Origin of the sequence: Nonomuraea sp. NPDC049480 (assembly GCF_044465905.1) — a bacterium.
GTDB lineage: Bacteria > Actinomycetota > Actinomycetes > Streptosporangiales > Streptosporangiaceae > Nonomuraea.
The window spans coordinates 1-13,736 of record NZ_JBITMD010000035.1; the positions used below are offsets into that span (position 1 = coordinate 1).

Here is a 13,736-nt window from a genome sequence, read left to right on the forward strand (position 1 = left end):
CCGCCCTCGGCATACCAGACCTCCCCACCGGGCACCACAACTAGCCGTATCTCCGACTTGACAGCCCACCCCCGCCACTTAACTACGTGGCCTTGCCGCAGGGGCCGGTGGTGTTGAAGTACTTCGCTCGGGGTGGCCGCATGGTCACAGTGTGCCATCGCATCCTCGGTCATTACGAGGCTTCCGCATCGAGAACGCCGGGGTCGCCTTCTCCAGCCAAGGCATCCCGATGACGCTGTACCAGGCTGACCACGCCTCTTTCGCGGCATTCGTACCATCGCCCGTCTCCGACGACACCAGCGGATCCATTGCCCCTTACCGCGTACCTCCGAGCGGAGCTCGACCGCCTCGCCGCCAGGCCGACGAACGCCGAGGTGATCGAGAGAAGGGCCCGCCGCGACAGACGCGGTGGACCGACGACGGAGGACACCGTGTCCGAGATCCGGCGGATCCGCGAGGCATCGTGATCATCATCGACTCATCCGCCATGGTCGACGCGCTCATTGACCACCCCGTCAACCCTGCGCTTCTGGCGCTCAATGCGAACGAGGAGCCACATGCGCCCGCGCTGCCGGACTTCGAGGTGATCAGCGCTCTACGCGGACACTGCCTGGCGGGGAAGCTCGATCAGTTCCGGCTCGACGAGGCGGCCGAGGACTTCACCGCCTTGCGGATCCAGCGGTACCAGATGACGGACCTGCTCCGCCACATCCTCAACCTGAAGGACGATAGCCGGCTGGGCGTGCCAGGCTGACCGTCGCCGAGACGCTTCGTGCCGAGTGAGTGCGGTGCTGGGCTCAGAGCGCGAAGGCGGCCTTGGTCCACATGTACTGAGCGTCCAGCACCTCGCCCAGCAGGTCGAACAGCTCCCCTTCGGGCTCTCCCTCGACCCGCGCCGGCGCGGCGTATCCGCCGGACGGATCCCGCTCGGCCAGCAGCAGCACCTGGGCGCCCTCCCGGTCCACCCCCAGCGCCACCGCCGCCTCCCGCGCGTCCACGCACGCCTCGACGTCCCCGTCCCGGTAGTAGCCCTCGACCAGGTTCGCCCACAGGGCGCGGGCGGCCTGGCTCCGCTCCGGAGCGAGCGCCCGCGCTGCCACGACCATGACCAGCGCGTCCACCCGCATCGCGGTCGCCACCCGCCTGCGTGACTCGTCGAACGCCTCCTTCGGCGGCACCGGCTGCGCCCGCATGGAGTCCGCGGCAGCGCGGAGCAGGGCGGCCGGGTCGAGGTCCGCCGCGCACGCATCCATGTCGTACTGCAGGTAGCCGACCAGCGGGAACGGCGGATCCGGCAGCGTGTTGTAGCCGAGGAAGAGCCTCGGTCCATCGTGGCCGCCCGACGGGTGGGTCAGCGCTCCGTGCGCCACCCGTCCCAGTCCTCCACTCCCGTGATCGGGAAAGCTGTTAGCCGACTGCAACATTGCCATGCACGAATTGTGGCAGACGCATTACCCAGAGTGGCGCAAGTTTTGAACTGCCGGAGTTGGATCTTCTCGACGCGGCCGGCACCACAGGCCCCGGCAAGAATCGTAAGCTGCACAGGTGACCGCGGAAGAGATCGGCCGACCGGCCGACGTGGAGTCCCTCTTATCCCGTCACCGTTCCTCCCCCGTCACGGTCGACGGCTGGGAGCCCGTGCCGCCCTGGGCACCATTCCCCCTAGGAGAACCGCCGTGCGCGTCCACCTCGTCGCCCCGTTCGTCGCCCTGCTGTTATCGAACGCCCACGCCGCGACCGTGGTGCCGTACGAATGCACCACGGTCGCGACGGGCGAGAAGCAGCAGGTCAGGTTCGACGTCGTCCTCAAGGTTCCCGCCGGCGCCGGGATGCGCGAGAACCTGACGATCGGCTGGACCGGCTCGTACGCCGGCGGCGACGAGCTGCTCGCGCCCACGACCGGCCTGGACGACGGACTCAACCTGTACGCCTACGCCGGCATCAGCGGCATCACGGGGCTGACCTCGGCCACCGGCGTGGCCCAGCTCGGCACGGTCACCGCTGGAGCGCCCATCCCCCTCCCCACGACGACCGTCAATCTGACGACGACAACGCCCGAGAAGGAGGATGAGGGGACGGTCCACGCGGCTGCCATCAACTTCGGCCCCAGCCCTCAGGAGCCCGTGATCGAGTGCGAGATCCAGAACAGGGGCGCCCTGACGGAGTACCCCCTCAGGGTCGGCACGGGCAATGGCACGACCTCTCCCAGCCCCGACACCTCCGAGACGGACGACGAAGACGACGAGGACGCCACCTCGACGCCGGGGGCGACCGCCACCGTCACGACCACGGAGACGAGAACCCCCGAGGGAGGGGCGGACACCGGAGGCGGCGGCGAGGCCGGGCAGGACGGGCGGACGCTGATGCTGGCCGGCTCCCTGCTGATCCTCACCGCGGGCGCCGGCCTATGGCTACGCAGGCCCAGGCGCGTTCCGCGATGACGACAGGCACAGCAGGTGTGGGTACTTCTGCGCGGTTCCCCGGGACCTCCGAGGGCTAGGTTTCCCCAGGTGCACGCGAGCCGGTGAACCGCCTCGGCCGGCGAGAGGCGTGCGGCTTCTCGCGCGTCCCGCGCGAGAACACGACTCACACCAGGAGAAACCACATGACCATGCCCTCAACGGCCCCATCACGTCGTCGCCGTGGCCTGCGCGTGTCCGCGCTGCTGGCCACCGTCGCGGCCGCGGGCACGCTGCTGGCGGGGAACGTCACCTCGGCCGAGGCGGTTCCACCGGAGGTGATCAGCCGATGGAACGACCACCTGGTCCACTCCAACTCGATCAGCCCCGGCTTCAGCCGGCTCATGAGCACCGGCTCGTACACGGTCACCGCGAAGCTCTACGCCGAGAACACCGGCTCACAGCCGATCAACTATCTGTGCACGATCGGGACGGGCCCCAACTCGGACAGCGACATCACCGAGGTGACGCTGGCGCCGCACAGCAGGCACAGCATCTTCCTCAACGTCGTGCACCACTACCCCAGCACGGGCCCGCTCAGCTTCGGCTGCACCAAGCCCGCGGGCTCGTCCCAGGTGCTGATGAAGCAAGTCAAGATCACCGCCGTCAAGGTGAACACGCTGGACAACCAGCCGTTCTGACCTGATCGGCCAGAGGGCCGGCCGCCGCGCGCGACCGGCCCTCCCGCCACGCCGGAGCAAAGAGCGCCCCGCCATGGAGATGTTAGCAAAGGTTAGCCTAACCTTAATGGAACAAGCACTTCACCCTTGACAGAATCGGGATGAAAGCCAAGCAAAACAATTAAACGCATAATATACGCACGCCGCGCCGTACATATTCCGCGACATTAGCGCTTGCTATAGAGTCGGCAATTCCCCGACCCCCCATTGGAGCGCCAATGGATCGCATCACCCTGCGCATGGACAATGATGAGGATCTCCGAGAGCTTTTCTCCTGGATCCGTGACGACTCCTATCTGCGCGCCAACAGCGGAATCGGCATGACGCGCGTCGAGCAGGCGCCCGATGCCATGGGCGCGTCGTTCGAAGCAATCAAGATCGTCATCGAGAGCGGCTTCGCGCTCGCCAACCTGGCGATCGCGATCGCCACCTACCGGCAGGCGCGCCGCTCACGCGAGCCCCTCACGATCACCTACAACGAGGTGACGATCACCATGCCGGCGTCCGAGGCGGCCGACGGCGAGGCGGTGCTGGCCGCGTTGGAGAAGGCCCGCTCATGACCACGCTGCCCGATCCCGCCTCCTCCCGCTGCGTGATCATCGGGGTGAGCGACTACGACGGAAAGGCGTTCGCTCCCCTGCCCGCGGTCTGGAACGGCATCACCACGCTCACGGGGGCGCTGCGCGATCCGCGGATTCTGGGGCTGCCGCCCGAGCACTGCGTCATGGTCGCCAATCCGATGACACCCGCCGAGTTGATCGATCCCGTGGCGCGGGCGGCCGCGGAGGCCACGGACACACTGATCGTTTACTACGCCGGCCACGGCATGCTCGACGGCGATCTGAAGCTCCTGCTCACCCTGCCGAGTTCGGATGGAGACAAGGCCTACACCGGTGTGCCCTACGACTGGGTGCGCCGCGCCATCGCCGACAACCACCGGGCCCAGCGTCGCATTCTCATCCTCGACTGCTGCTACAGCGGGCGGAGCATCGGCCAGATGAGCGGGCCGAGCCTGCAGGAGGCGGCGGTCGTGGAAGGCACGTGCCTGCTGACGGCGTCGGCCAGGGACGCCCAGGCCCTGTCGCCCAGCGGCGAGGACTACACGGCGTTCACCGGGACGTTGCTCAACACGCTTCTGCGCGGGATCGACGGCGGTGGCGACCACCTCACGCTGGACCAGATCTATCGCGACGTCCGGCAGAGCCTGGAGGCCAGGGCGCGGCCGGTGCCGCGGTTCAAGGACATCAACGACATCGGCCGCCTGCCCTTCGTCCGCAACCAGCGGGTTCCACTGGTGAGCACCGATGTGCGCCGTCCGACGGGCCGCACTCCCGTGTGGGGGAAGCGGCACGCTGTACGGATCACTTCAGGTGCGGTGGTGGTGGCCTTGGCCGCCGGGATCGGCGCATACGTCGCCTGGCCTGACCAGCGACAGTGCTCCGCCGGGGTGTCCCTGGTCGACTTCTCCGATGATCTGGACTCCAAGTCCACCGAATTGGGGCAGGTGGGGGATCTTTCGGCGCTTGCGATGGTGACACCGCCGGACGAGGCGGTGGCCCTGTCGGACCATGACGTTCCCAGGGTCTACCCGCTCGCGCTCGGGGAGGACGGGCTGAGCCCGAAGATCGGCCGGCCGATGGAGTTGAAGCAGGAAAACGGCGATTCCTTCCCAGACGGGACGCTCGACGGGGAAGGATTGGCCGTGCATGGCAACCGGTGGATCGTGGCCTCGGAGTCAGGTCCGGCCATCAAGATGTTCGACGCGACGTCGGGTCACGAGGTCGGTGAACTGCCGGTGCCGAAGGCCATCACGCATCCGCCCGACGGGGACGGCATCACGGACGCCTCCTTGGAATCGCTCACCGCCACGCCGAACAAGGAGTCGCTGTTCGCCGGCACGGAGGTCGCGCTGGACCGGGATGGTGCCATCGACAGCGGCAGGCTGCGCATTCTGCACTACGACCTCAGGTCCAAGAAGCTCAAGGCGCAGTACGCCTATCGCGCCGACGGCGGTCTCAAGCTGACCGAATTGGTCGCGGTCGATGATCAGAATTTCCTGGCGTTGGAGCGATACTGGATCGAAGACCAGGGAAACACGATCAGGCTCTTCTATTTCTCGCTGAAGGGCGTGCAGCCGATTCCGGAGGGCGCGACACTGCGGGATCGGACGCTACGGGATCAAGAGCATGCGTATTACCCGGAGAAGAGGCTGCTCGCGGACCTGAAGGGCTGCCCGGATCTGGGCGCGACGACTCCGCAGACGCAGGCCAACCCGCTGCTGGACAATATCGAGGCCATGGCCTACGTGGAGAACGAAAAGGCGCTCTATCTGCTCTCCGACGACAACTCGGCCACGAATCAGGTCACGCGCCTCTACAAGCTCAGGTTGGAGTTGCCTCCCGGACCCGAATGGGGATGAGGCGTTCGGAACGACAAAACCCCAAGCCGGCCGAGGCCGGCTTGGGGTTTTGGATCTTGTGCGCCGCCAGGGACTCGAACCCCGGACCCGCTGATTAAGAGTCAGCTGCTCTAACCAACTGAGCTAGCGGCGCCTTGCAGAGAGGAATATACCGGTGATCCCCATCCTGGTCGAATCGGTATCCGGCGGACCCGTACGGCTAGAATAAAGTTCGCCTCCAAGCTCCGGCAGACAGGATCATCGATGTTCGACTCGCCCGCCGACGTGATGGAGCGGCTCGCCGCCGTGGACTACCTCTCCGACGACGCCATCTCCACCTCGGTGTTCCTGGCCGCGGCGCTGGGCAAGCCGCTGCTGGTCGAAGGACCGGCCGGGGTCGGGAAGACGCAGCTGGCCAAGGCGGTGGCGCTGGCCACCGGCGCCGAGCTGATCAGGCTGCAGTGCTACGAAGGGCTCGACGAGGCCAGGGCGCTGTACGAGTGGAACTACAAGAAGCAGTTGCTCAGGATCCAGGCCACCAGCGACGACGACGACATCTTCACCGAGGAGTTCCTGCTGGAGCGGCCCCTGCTCAAGGCGATCAGGTCGGCGGACCCGACCGTGCTGCTCATCGACGAGACCGACAAGGCCGACGTGGAGGTCGAAGGGCTGCTGCTGGAGCTGCTGTCGGACTTCCAGGTGACGATCCCCGAGCTGGGGACCATCGCCGCGACGCGCAAGCCGTACGTCGTCCTGACCTCCAACGCGACCCGCGAGCTGTCCGAGGCGCTCAAGCGGCGCTGCCTCTACCTGCGCATCGAGTACCCGACGCCCGAGCGCGAGCGGGACATCGTGCTCAGCCAGGTGCCGACCATCCGGGCCGACCTGGCCGAGCAACTCGCGAGGACGGTGGCGACGCTGCGCTCGCTGGAGCTGAAGAAGGCCCCGTCGGTGGCCGAGACCGTGGACTGGGCCAACACGCTGCTGGCCCTGGGGCGCGAGGAGCTGGACGAGGCGACCGTGGCGGGCACGCTGGGCGTGGTGCTGAAGCACGCCTCCGACCAGGCGCGGGCGATCAAGGACCTGGGGCTGCCGGATGCCTGACTCGCTGGTGGACCGGCACGTCGGCTTCGTGCGCGCGTTGCGCGAGGCCGGGGTGCCGGTGTCGGTGGCCGAAGGGCTGGACGCCGCGAACGCGCTGCGGGTGATCGAGCTGGCCGACCGGGAGTCGCTGCGGGCCGCGTACGCGGCGACGCTGGTCAAGAAGCCCGCGTACCGGCCGGGGTTCGACGTGCTGTTCGACCTGTGGTTCCCGGCGGCGACCACCGGCCTGCACGCCGAACGCCGGGAAAGGCCGGTGGATCCGGAGACGGCCACCGTCGAGGAGCTCCGCGACCACCTCGCCCGCCTCCTCACCGACGGCACCGACCCGGAGATGCGGGAGTTCGCCCAGGCCATGGTCGCGCGCTTCGGCCGCCAGTCCGCGAGTCCCGGCCGGCAGAACTGGTTCTCCTACAGCGTCATGCGGGCCCTGTCCCCCGAGACCCTGATGGCCCGCATCCTGCGCGAGGTCCTGGCCGGCCGGGAGCGCGGCGGCCTGGCCGAGAAGACTGTCCGCCAGCGGGTCAACACCGGTGTCCGGCGCTTCGAGGAGGCCGTCGCCACCGACGTGCGCCGCCGCATCGCCGAGGACTCCGGGATCGAGCGCATCGCCCGCTCCGCCGTACGCCCTCCGCTCGACCAGCTCGACTTCCTCCGCGTCACGAAGGCCGACCTGGCCCGGCTGCGCAGGGAGGTCCATCCGCTGGCCAGGCGGCTGGCGGCGCGGCTCACCATCAAACACAGGAAGGGCAGGCGCGGGCGGCTGGACTTCCGCAGGACGATGCGGGCCTCGCTGCAGAGCGGCGGCGTGCCGCTGACCACGCATTTCAGGCCGCCCCGCCCGCACAAGCCCGAGCTGGTCATCCTCTGCGACACCAGCGACTCGGTCTCGTCGTTCGCGCACTTCACGCTGCTGCTGACGTACGCGCTGCGGGAGCAGTTCACCAAGGTGCGGGCGTTCGGCTTCGTGGACACGGTGGACGAGATCACCAGGTTCTTCGTGCCGGGCACCGATGTGGTCGAGGCCATGACGAGACTGGCGAACGAAGCCGACATGGTCCGCTTCGGCCGCACCAACTACGGCCACGCCCTGGAGCGCTTCGCCGAGCGTTACGGCGACGCCATCGGCCCCAGGACGTCGCTGCTGATCCTCGGCGACGCCCGGTCCAACTACCAGCCGCCCGCCCTGGACGTGCTCAAGTCCCTGGTGTCCGGGTCCCGCCACGCATACTGGCTCAACCCGGAGCCGCGGCGGCAGTGGGACACGGGCGACTCGGTGGCGGGCGACTACGGCACGGTGGTCCCGATGTACGAGTGCCGCAACGTCGCCCAGCTCACCGCCTTCATCGAGACCCTCGCCTGAACCAGGCGTGCTGAATGGTCACGCGAACTACCGCTCTCGGGCCTAACCGTTCGCCGCCCTGTGTTGAATGGTCGCGCTCACTCGGCCCTCGCTGGTCACGCGAACTACCGCTCTCGGGCCTAACCGTTCGCCGCTCCGGCCGCCTGCAGCTTCAGCAGTTCCCTGGTCGCCGTGCGGGTCAGGACCTCGATCTGCTCGTCGGTGTAGAGGCGGTCCTCGGAGGCCTTGATCACCTTGGCCGTCAGCCGCGGCTTGAGCAGCGTCAGCCCCTCGGCCACCAGGATGCCGCCCTTGGGCATGTCCCCGCAGTGGACCGCGAGCATGGGCGAGATCGACACCGGGATGCGTGTCTCGCGGGTCAGCCGCTCGGCGAACGCCTCGGCGGCGTCCACCAGGCCCTTGGCCGTCTTGGAGCCGTACTTCTCGCCGAAGAAGAGCCGCCCGGCGTAGCAGGCGATCTCGGTGTCGGGGCTCCAGGACTCGTTGTCGATGACCCACACGCCGGCCGGGCCGATCACCAGGTGGTCGATGGAGGCCTCGCCGCGGATGGCGCGGCCGTCGAGCACGGTGTAACCCTGCCGGCCGAGCGACCTGCGCAGGATCCTCGCCGTGACCGCCTCGCCGCGCTTGGCCCCGCGCCAGACGGCCGTCGCGTGAAACGACCGCCAGTCGAGGAACCAGTCACCGCCGGCGATCAGGGCGGCCAGAAGGAGGCCGAACAGCGGTGCGGCGCCGGTGAGATCGAATCTGACCCCCAACGCGACGCCGATGACGAACCCCACAGCGGCCTTGATGTACCTGGACCTACGCCGGTTCTGGGCGTCCTCGCGCCAGAACTTCTCGTACCACCACTGCGGGGAATTCCCTGTGTACTTCTCGCTTTGCTGCACGTAGATAGAGCCACCGGGCACGGCAAACTCCCCGAATGAGTTGATGAATCACAGGATCTGCCACGCCGAAGATCCCTCGCCGGTCAAGGGATACCCGTTCCTCAACCAAGGCAAGCCTAAGGTGACAGGATCCCAACCGGCAAGATGGGCAACCGACCAGTCGGTATGATGTCACCGTGAGTCATGTGAAAGAGGAACCGGTCAGACAGCGGCTGCTGGCCGAGGCAACCCGGCTGTTCGCCGAGCGCGGGTTCGAGGGCACCAGCGTGCAGGAGATCGTCGTGGCGGCCGGCGTCACCAAGGGCGCCATGTACCACTATTTCGACTCCAAGGACGACCTGCTGCACGAGATCTACGCACGCGTGCTGCGCATGCAGATGGACCGGCTCAGCCAGATCGCCGACGGGGCGGGCACGCTGAAGCAGCGCCTGCACAAGGCCGCGGCCGACGTCGTGGAGACCACGACCGCGAACCTCGACGACTCCAAGATCTTCTTCAGGTCGATGCACCTGCTCGCCCCCGAGACGCAGAAGACCGTGCGCGCCGAGCGCCGCCGCTACCACGAGCGGTTCCGCGCCCTGGTGGCCGAGGGGCAGCGCGCGGGCGTCTTCAGCGACACGGTCCCGGCCGAGCTGGTCGTGGACTTCTTCTTCGGCTCGGTGCACCACCTGGGCACGTGGTTCCACGCGGACGGGCCGCTGACCGGCGCCCAGGTGGGCAGGCACTTCGCCGACCTGCTGCTCGCCTCACTCGGGGCCGGGGACGTCGACGAGTGAGGTCAGCGCCTCGCGGTGGTCGCCGGGCGTGCCCAGCGCGATCTCTGCCGCCTTGGCGCGCTTGAGATAGAGATGCACGGGGTGCTCCCATGTCATCCCGATCCCACCGTGCAGCTGCAGCGCCTCCTCGGCGGCGTGCACGGCCACGCCCGCGTTCCACGCCTGGGCCACGGCCGCGGAGACGGGCGACGGGTCGGCGACCGCGTTCCTGGCGGCGGCCCTGGCCCTGACCACGTCGAGCCACAGGTCGGCCAGCCGGTGCTTGATCGCTTGGAAGGAGCCGACGGGCCGGGCGAACTGGTGGCGCTCCTTCACGTACGCGAGCGTCGCGTCGAGACACCATTCGGCGACCCCGAGCTGCTCGGACGCCAGCAGCGCCGCCCCCGATCGCAGCACGTCAGCCAGGTCGCAGGCCCCGGCGCGGCGGGTCTGCGACCGCTCGAACGTCACGGTCGCGACCGGCCTGGTCAGGTCGAGCGAGGGCACGACCTCGACGGCGGCGTCCTCGACCACGTACAGGTCGCCGTCCACCGGCACCAGCAGCACGTCGGCCACGTCCGCCCCGGCCACGCCGGTGACGGTCCCGGACAGCCGCCCGTCCTCCAGCCGCACCGACGACCCGCGCAGCGGCCGGTACGGCGAGGCCGCGAACGACACCACCAGCGCCGCCGTCCTCAGCCCCTCGGCCAGCTCGCCGAGCAGCGCGTCCCCGGTGGGCAACAATGCGTACGTGGCCAGCACCGAGCTGGTGAAGAACGGCACCGGCGCCACCGCCCGCCCCAGCTCCTCCAGCACCACGGCCACCTCGCTGGCCGACGCGCCCGCGCCGCCGTGCTCCTCGGGGATGAGCAGCCCGGCCACCCCGATCTCGCCGGCGAGGGTCTTCCACAGGTCCAGGTCGTAGGGGTCGGACTCGATCCGCTTCAGCACCGCGGCGGGCGGGCAGCGATCGGCGAGCAGCCCGCGCACGGTCGCCCGCAGCTCCTCCTCGACCTCCGAGTACAGCAGGGTCATCGCGGCAGGTCCTTCCAGGGCACGTCCTTGTCGACGCGGGGTTCCGAGGGCAGGCCGAGCACCCGCTCGGCGATGATGTTGCGCAGGATCTCCGATGTGCCGCCCTCGATCGAGTTGCCCTTGGCCCGCAGGTAGCGGTAGCCGGGACCGCGGCCGTAGAAGTCGACGTCCTCCGAACGGCGGAACGTCCAGTCGTCGTAGCCGAGATCGCGCATGAACTCGACCTCGAAGCCGGACAGCGCCTGGTTGAGCTTGGCGAACGACAGCTTCATGCCGGAGCCCTCGGGCCCGGGGTGCCCCGCGGCGAGTTGCTCCCGCAGCCGCGCCCCGGACAGCCGGGTGACCTCGGCCTCCACCCAGAGCGACAGGAGCCGCTGGTGCAGGTCGTGCGTGCGGAGCTCGGGCCGCTCCTGCCAGGCGTCGAGCACCATGCCGACCATGCCGCCGCCCCGCCGCACGGGCGCACCGCCGATGGCGACGCGCTCGTTCATGAGCGTGGTCTGCGCCACCCGCCACCCGTCGCCCACCTCGCCCAGCCGCAGATCGTCGGAGAGGCGCACGCCGGTGAGGAAGACCTCGTTGAACTCGGCCTCGCCGGTGATCTGCCGCAAGGGCCGCACCTCGACGCCGGGAGCGTGCATGTCACAGATGAAGTACGTCATCCCGCGGTGTTTCGGCACGCCGGGATCGGTGCGGGTGACCAGGATGCCCCACCGGGCGTGATGGGCGCCGGACGTCCACACCTTCTGGCCGTCCACGACCCATTCGTCCCCGTCCCTGACCGCCCTGGTCCCGAGCGTGGCCAGGTCCGACCCGGCGCCGGGCTCGCTGAAGAGCTGACACCAGATCTCCTCCCCCGTCCACAGCGGGCGCAGGAAGCGGCGCTTCTGCTCCTCCGTGCCGAACGCCAGGATCGTCGGCGCGGCCATGCCCAGCCCGATGCCCTGCACGCCGATGTTGATCTGCGGCGTGCCGGCCAGCTCGCGCTCGACGACCTGCTGCAGCTCCCTCCCCACCCCGAGCCCGCCGAGCCCTTCAGGGAACCACACCCAGGCCAGCCCGGCGTCGAACCTGGCCCGCAGGAACTCCAGCCGGTCACCGTCCGGGTCGTGCCCGGCCAGGAACGCCGCCACCCGCTCCTTGATCTCCGCCTCGTTCACATCCACCTCTTCAGCTCGCGATAGGCCAGCGACCGCTTGTGGACCTCGTCGGGGCCGTCCGCCAGGCGCAGCGAGCGGGCTCCGGCCCACAGGCCGGCCAGCGGGAAGTCCTGGGAGACGCCGCCCGCGCCGTGCACCTGGACGGCCTTGTCGAGGATCCACTCCACGGTGATCGGGGTGGAGATCTTGATGGCCTGGATCTCGGTGTGGGCGCCCTGGTTGCCGACTGTGTCCATGAGCCACGCCGTCTTGAGCACGAGCAGGCGCAGCTGCTCGATCCTGATGCGGGACTCGGCGATCCAGTCCTGGACGACGCCCTGCTGGGCGATGGGCTTGCCGAACGTGGTCCTGGCCAGCGCGCGCTTGCACATCAGCTCGACCGCCCGCTCGGCCATGCCGATCAGGCGCATGCAGTGATGGATGCGGCCGGGGCCGAGCCTGGCCTGGGCGATGGCGAAGCCGCCGCCCTCCTCGCCGATCAGGTTCTCCACCGGTACGCGGACGTCCTGGAACTCGATCTCGGCGTGGCCGCCGTGGTCGGCGTCGGTGTAGCCGAAGACGTGCATGCCTCGTTTGATGTTCAGGCCGGGTGTGTCGCGGGGCACCAGGACCATGCTCTGCCGGCGGTGCGTGGGCGCGTCGGGGTTCGTCTTCCCCATGACGATGAAGATCTTGCAGTTGGGGTTCATCGCGCCGGAGATGAACCACTTGCGGCCGTTGATGACGTACTCGTCGCCGTCGCGGACGATGGCGGTGGCGATGTTCGTGGCGTCGGAGGAGGCCACGTCGGGTTCGGTCATCGCGAACGCGGAGCGGATCTCGCCGTCGAGCAGCGGGCGCAGCCACTCCTTGCGCTGCCACTCGCTGCCGAACATCGACAGCACCTCCATGTTGCCGGTGTCCGGCGCGGCGCAGTTGGTGGCCGTCGGCGCGATGGTGGGACTTCTGCCCATGATCTCGGCCAGCGGGGCGTACTGCAGGTTCGTCAGCCCCGCCCCCTGCTCGCCCGGCAGGAACAGATTCCACAGGCCGCGCTTCCTGGCCTCGTCCTTCAGGTCGGCCATCAGCGGCGGCGAACTCCAGCCGCTGGTCGCCGCCTGCTCTTCGAAGGCGGGCTCGGCGGGGTGGACGCAGTCGTCCATGAAGCGCAGCAGTCGCTCGCGCAGGTCCTCGGTGACCTTGTCAAAGGCGAAGTCCATGACGCGAGCCTACCGACCGGCCGGTATGAGTGTCGACAGGTGGTTCCCCACAAAAAAGGGCATGTGGCCATAATCGTGATTTCGCGTTCTCTCTAAGGTGGTCGCCATGACCGCGAAGCTGCCTGCTCCTGTGGTGCTCGAGAACGACGTCGTCCGGCTCGAGCCGCTCACTTTCGACCACATCCCAGACCTGTTCGCCGCCGGAGGCGGGGACGACGAGTTGTGGCAGTGGATGCCCGTCGCGGCCCCGCGGTCGGAGGAGGAACTGGGAAAGGTCGCGCTCGGGCTGATCCACGACGATCAGCACATCCCCTTCGCGGTGGTGCTCAAGGAGACCGGGCGGGCCGTCGGCTGGACGACCTACGCCGGCGTGCCCGGCTTCGACGCGAGCGTCGAGATCGGCTGGACCTGGTACGGGCGTGCGTACTGGCGTACCGCCGTCAACACCAACTGCAAGCTGCTGCTCCTCGACCACGCCTTCGGACTCGGCTACAACCGGGCGCTGCTCAAGACCGACAACCTGAACCTGCGCTCCCAGAACGCCATCAAGCGCATCGGCGGCGTGCACGAGGGCACTCTGCGCCGGCACCGAAAGAGGCCGGACGGCACCTGGCGCGACACCGTCTATTTCGGCATCCTCGAAGAGGAATGGCCAGAGCACCGGGCTCGCTTGAATCATTCCTAGAGAGGCGGCGT

The 13,736-nt window shown here is 68.6% G+C and carries 14 protein-coding genes and 1 tRNA gene; 9 read left to right on the plus strand and 6 right to left on the minus strand.

Features of this window, described 5'->3' with window-relative positions:
- The first annotated feature begins 463 nt into the window (after nucleotides 1–463).
- Complete coding sequence (locus ACIBX3_RS53500) at nucleotides 464–754, plus strand: type II toxin-antitoxin system VapC family toxin (RefSeq protein WP_397128499.1); 291 nt, start codon at nucleotides 464–466, stop codon at nucleotides 752–754.
- A gap of 43 nt (nucleotides 755–797) precedes the next feature.
- On the opposite strand, the gene ACIBX3_RS53505 is transcribed toward ACIBX3_RS53500, so the two are convergent.
- Nucleotides 798–1,430: a hypothetical protein gene (locus ACIBX3_RS53505; protein WP_397128500.1), complete on the minus strand. Its 633-nt coding sequence runs from the start codon at nucleotides 1,428–1,430 to the stop codon at nucleotides 798–800.
- A 246-nt stretch (nucleotides 1,431–1,676) separates the two neighbouring features.
- Between ACIBX3_RS53505 and ACIBX3_RS53510 the strand changes: the two genes are divergently transcribed.
- The 4 genes from ACIBX3_RS53510 (at nucleotide 1,677) to ACIBX3_RS53525 (ending at nucleotide 5,558) form a co-directional block, all read left to right on the plus strand.
- Nucleotides 1,677–2,441 (plus strand): hypothetical protein, encoded by a 765-nt coding sequence (locus ACIBX3_RS53510; RefSeq protein ID WP_397128501.1) that lies wholly within the window; start codon nucleotides 1,677–1,679, stop codon nucleotides 2,439–2,441.
- Nucleotides 2,442–2,605: 164 nt separating this feature from the next.
- Complete coding sequence (locus ACIBX3_RS53515) at nucleotides 2,606–3,100, plus strand: hypothetical protein (protein ID WP_397128502.1); 495 nt, start codon at nucleotides 2,606–2,608, stop codon at nucleotides 3,098–3,100.
- Between the two features lie 257 nt (nucleotides 3,101–3,357).
- Nucleotides 3,358–3,699 (plus strand): hypothetical protein, encoded by a 342-nt coding sequence (locus ACIBX3_RS53520; RefSeq protein WP_397128503.1) that lies wholly within the window; start codon nucleotides 3,358–3,360, stop codon nucleotides 3,697–3,699.
- A complete protein-coding gene (locus ACIBX3_RS53525; RefSeq protein WP_397128504.1) occupies nucleotides 3,696–5,558 on the plus strand; it encodes an esterase-like activity of phytase family protein in 1,863 nt (620 codons plus the stop codon). Before ACIBX3_RS53520 ends, ACIBX3_RS53525 begins: the two co-directional genes overlap by 4 nt.
- 59 nt (nucleotides 5,559–5,617) lie before the next feature.
- Here ACIBX3_RS53525 and ACIBX3_RS53530 read toward each other — a convergent pair.
- Nucleotides 5,618–5,691: transfer RNA gene (locus ACIBX3_RS53530), tRNA-Lys, on the minus strand.
- Nucleotides 5,692–5,801: 110 nt separating this feature from the next.
- Here ACIBX3_RS53530 and ACIBX3_RS53535 point away from each other — a divergent pair.
- A complete protein-coding gene (locus ACIBX3_RS53535) occupies nucleotides 5,802–6,641 on the plus strand; it encodes an AAA family ATPase (protein WP_397128505.1) in 840 nt (279 codons plus the stop codon).
- On the plus strand, nucleotides 6,634–8,001 hold the full coding sequence (locus ACIBX3_RS53540; protein ID WP_397128506.1) for a VWA domain-containing protein: 1,368 nt from the start codon (nucleotides 6,634–6,636) through the stop codon (nucleotides 7,999–8,001). The genes ACIBX3_RS53535 and ACIBX3_RS53540 overlap by 8 nt, the downstream gene beginning before the upstream one ends.
- Nucleotides 8,002–8,120: 119 nt before the next feature.
- Here the strand turns inward: ACIBX3_RS53540 and ACIBX3_RS53545 are convergent, their stop codons facing one another.
- Nucleotides 8,121–8,912: a nuclease-related domain-containing protein gene (locus ACIBX3_RS53545; RefSeq protein WP_397128507.1), complete on the minus strand. Its 792-nt coding sequence runs from the start codon at nucleotides 8,910–8,912 to the stop codon at nucleotides 8,121–8,123.
- Nucleotides 8,913–9,067: 155 nt separating this feature from the next.
- Between ACIBX3_RS53545 and ACIBX3_RS53550 the strand changes: the two genes are divergently transcribed.
- A complete protein-coding gene (locus ACIBX3_RS53550; RefSeq protein WP_397128508.1) occupies nucleotides 9,068–9,667 on the plus strand; it encodes a TetR/AcrR family transcriptional regulator in 600 nt (199 codons plus the stop codon).
- Here the strand turns inward: ACIBX3_RS53550 and ACIBX3_RS53555 are convergent.
- The 3 genes from ACIBX3_RS53555 to ACIBX3_RS53565 are packed head-to-tail and all read right to left on the minus strand — an operon-like array spanning nucleotide 9,638 to nucleotide 13,040.
- Nucleotides 9,638–10,681, minus strand: a complete 1,044-nt coding sequence (locus tag ACIBX3_RS53555) for an acyl-CoA dehydrogenase family protein (RefSeq protein WP_397128509.1) — start codon at nucleotides 10,679–10,681, stop codon at nucleotides 9,638–9,640. The genes ACIBX3_RS53550 and ACIBX3_RS53555 overlap by 30 nt on opposite strands.
- Complete coding sequence (locus tag ACIBX3_RS53560) at nucleotides 10,678–11,841, minus strand: acyl-CoA dehydrogenase family protein (protein WP_397128510.1); 1,164 nt, start codon at nucleotides 11,839–11,841, stop codon at nucleotides 10,678–10,680. Before ACIBX3_RS53560 ends, ACIBX3_RS53555 begins: the two co-directional genes overlap by 4 nt.
- Entirely contained in the window at nucleotides 11,838–13,040 is a 1,203-nt protein-coding gene (locus ACIBX3_RS53565; protein ID WP_397128511.1) for an acyl-CoA dehydrogenase family protein, read from the minus strand. The genes ACIBX3_RS53560 and ACIBX3_RS53565 overlap by 4 nt, the downstream gene beginning before the upstream one ends.
- 106 nt (nucleotides 13,041–13,146) lie before the next feature.
- On the opposite strand from ACIBX3_RS53565, the gene ACIBX3_RS53570 reads away from it, so the two are divergent.
- On the plus strand, nucleotides 13,147–13,725 hold the full coding sequence (locus ACIBX3_RS53570) for a GNAT family N-acetyltransferase (RefSeq protein WP_397128512.1): 579 nt from the start codon (nucleotides 13,147–13,149) through the stop codon (nucleotides 13,723–13,725).
- Nucleotides 13,726–13,736: the final 11 nt, after the last annotated feature.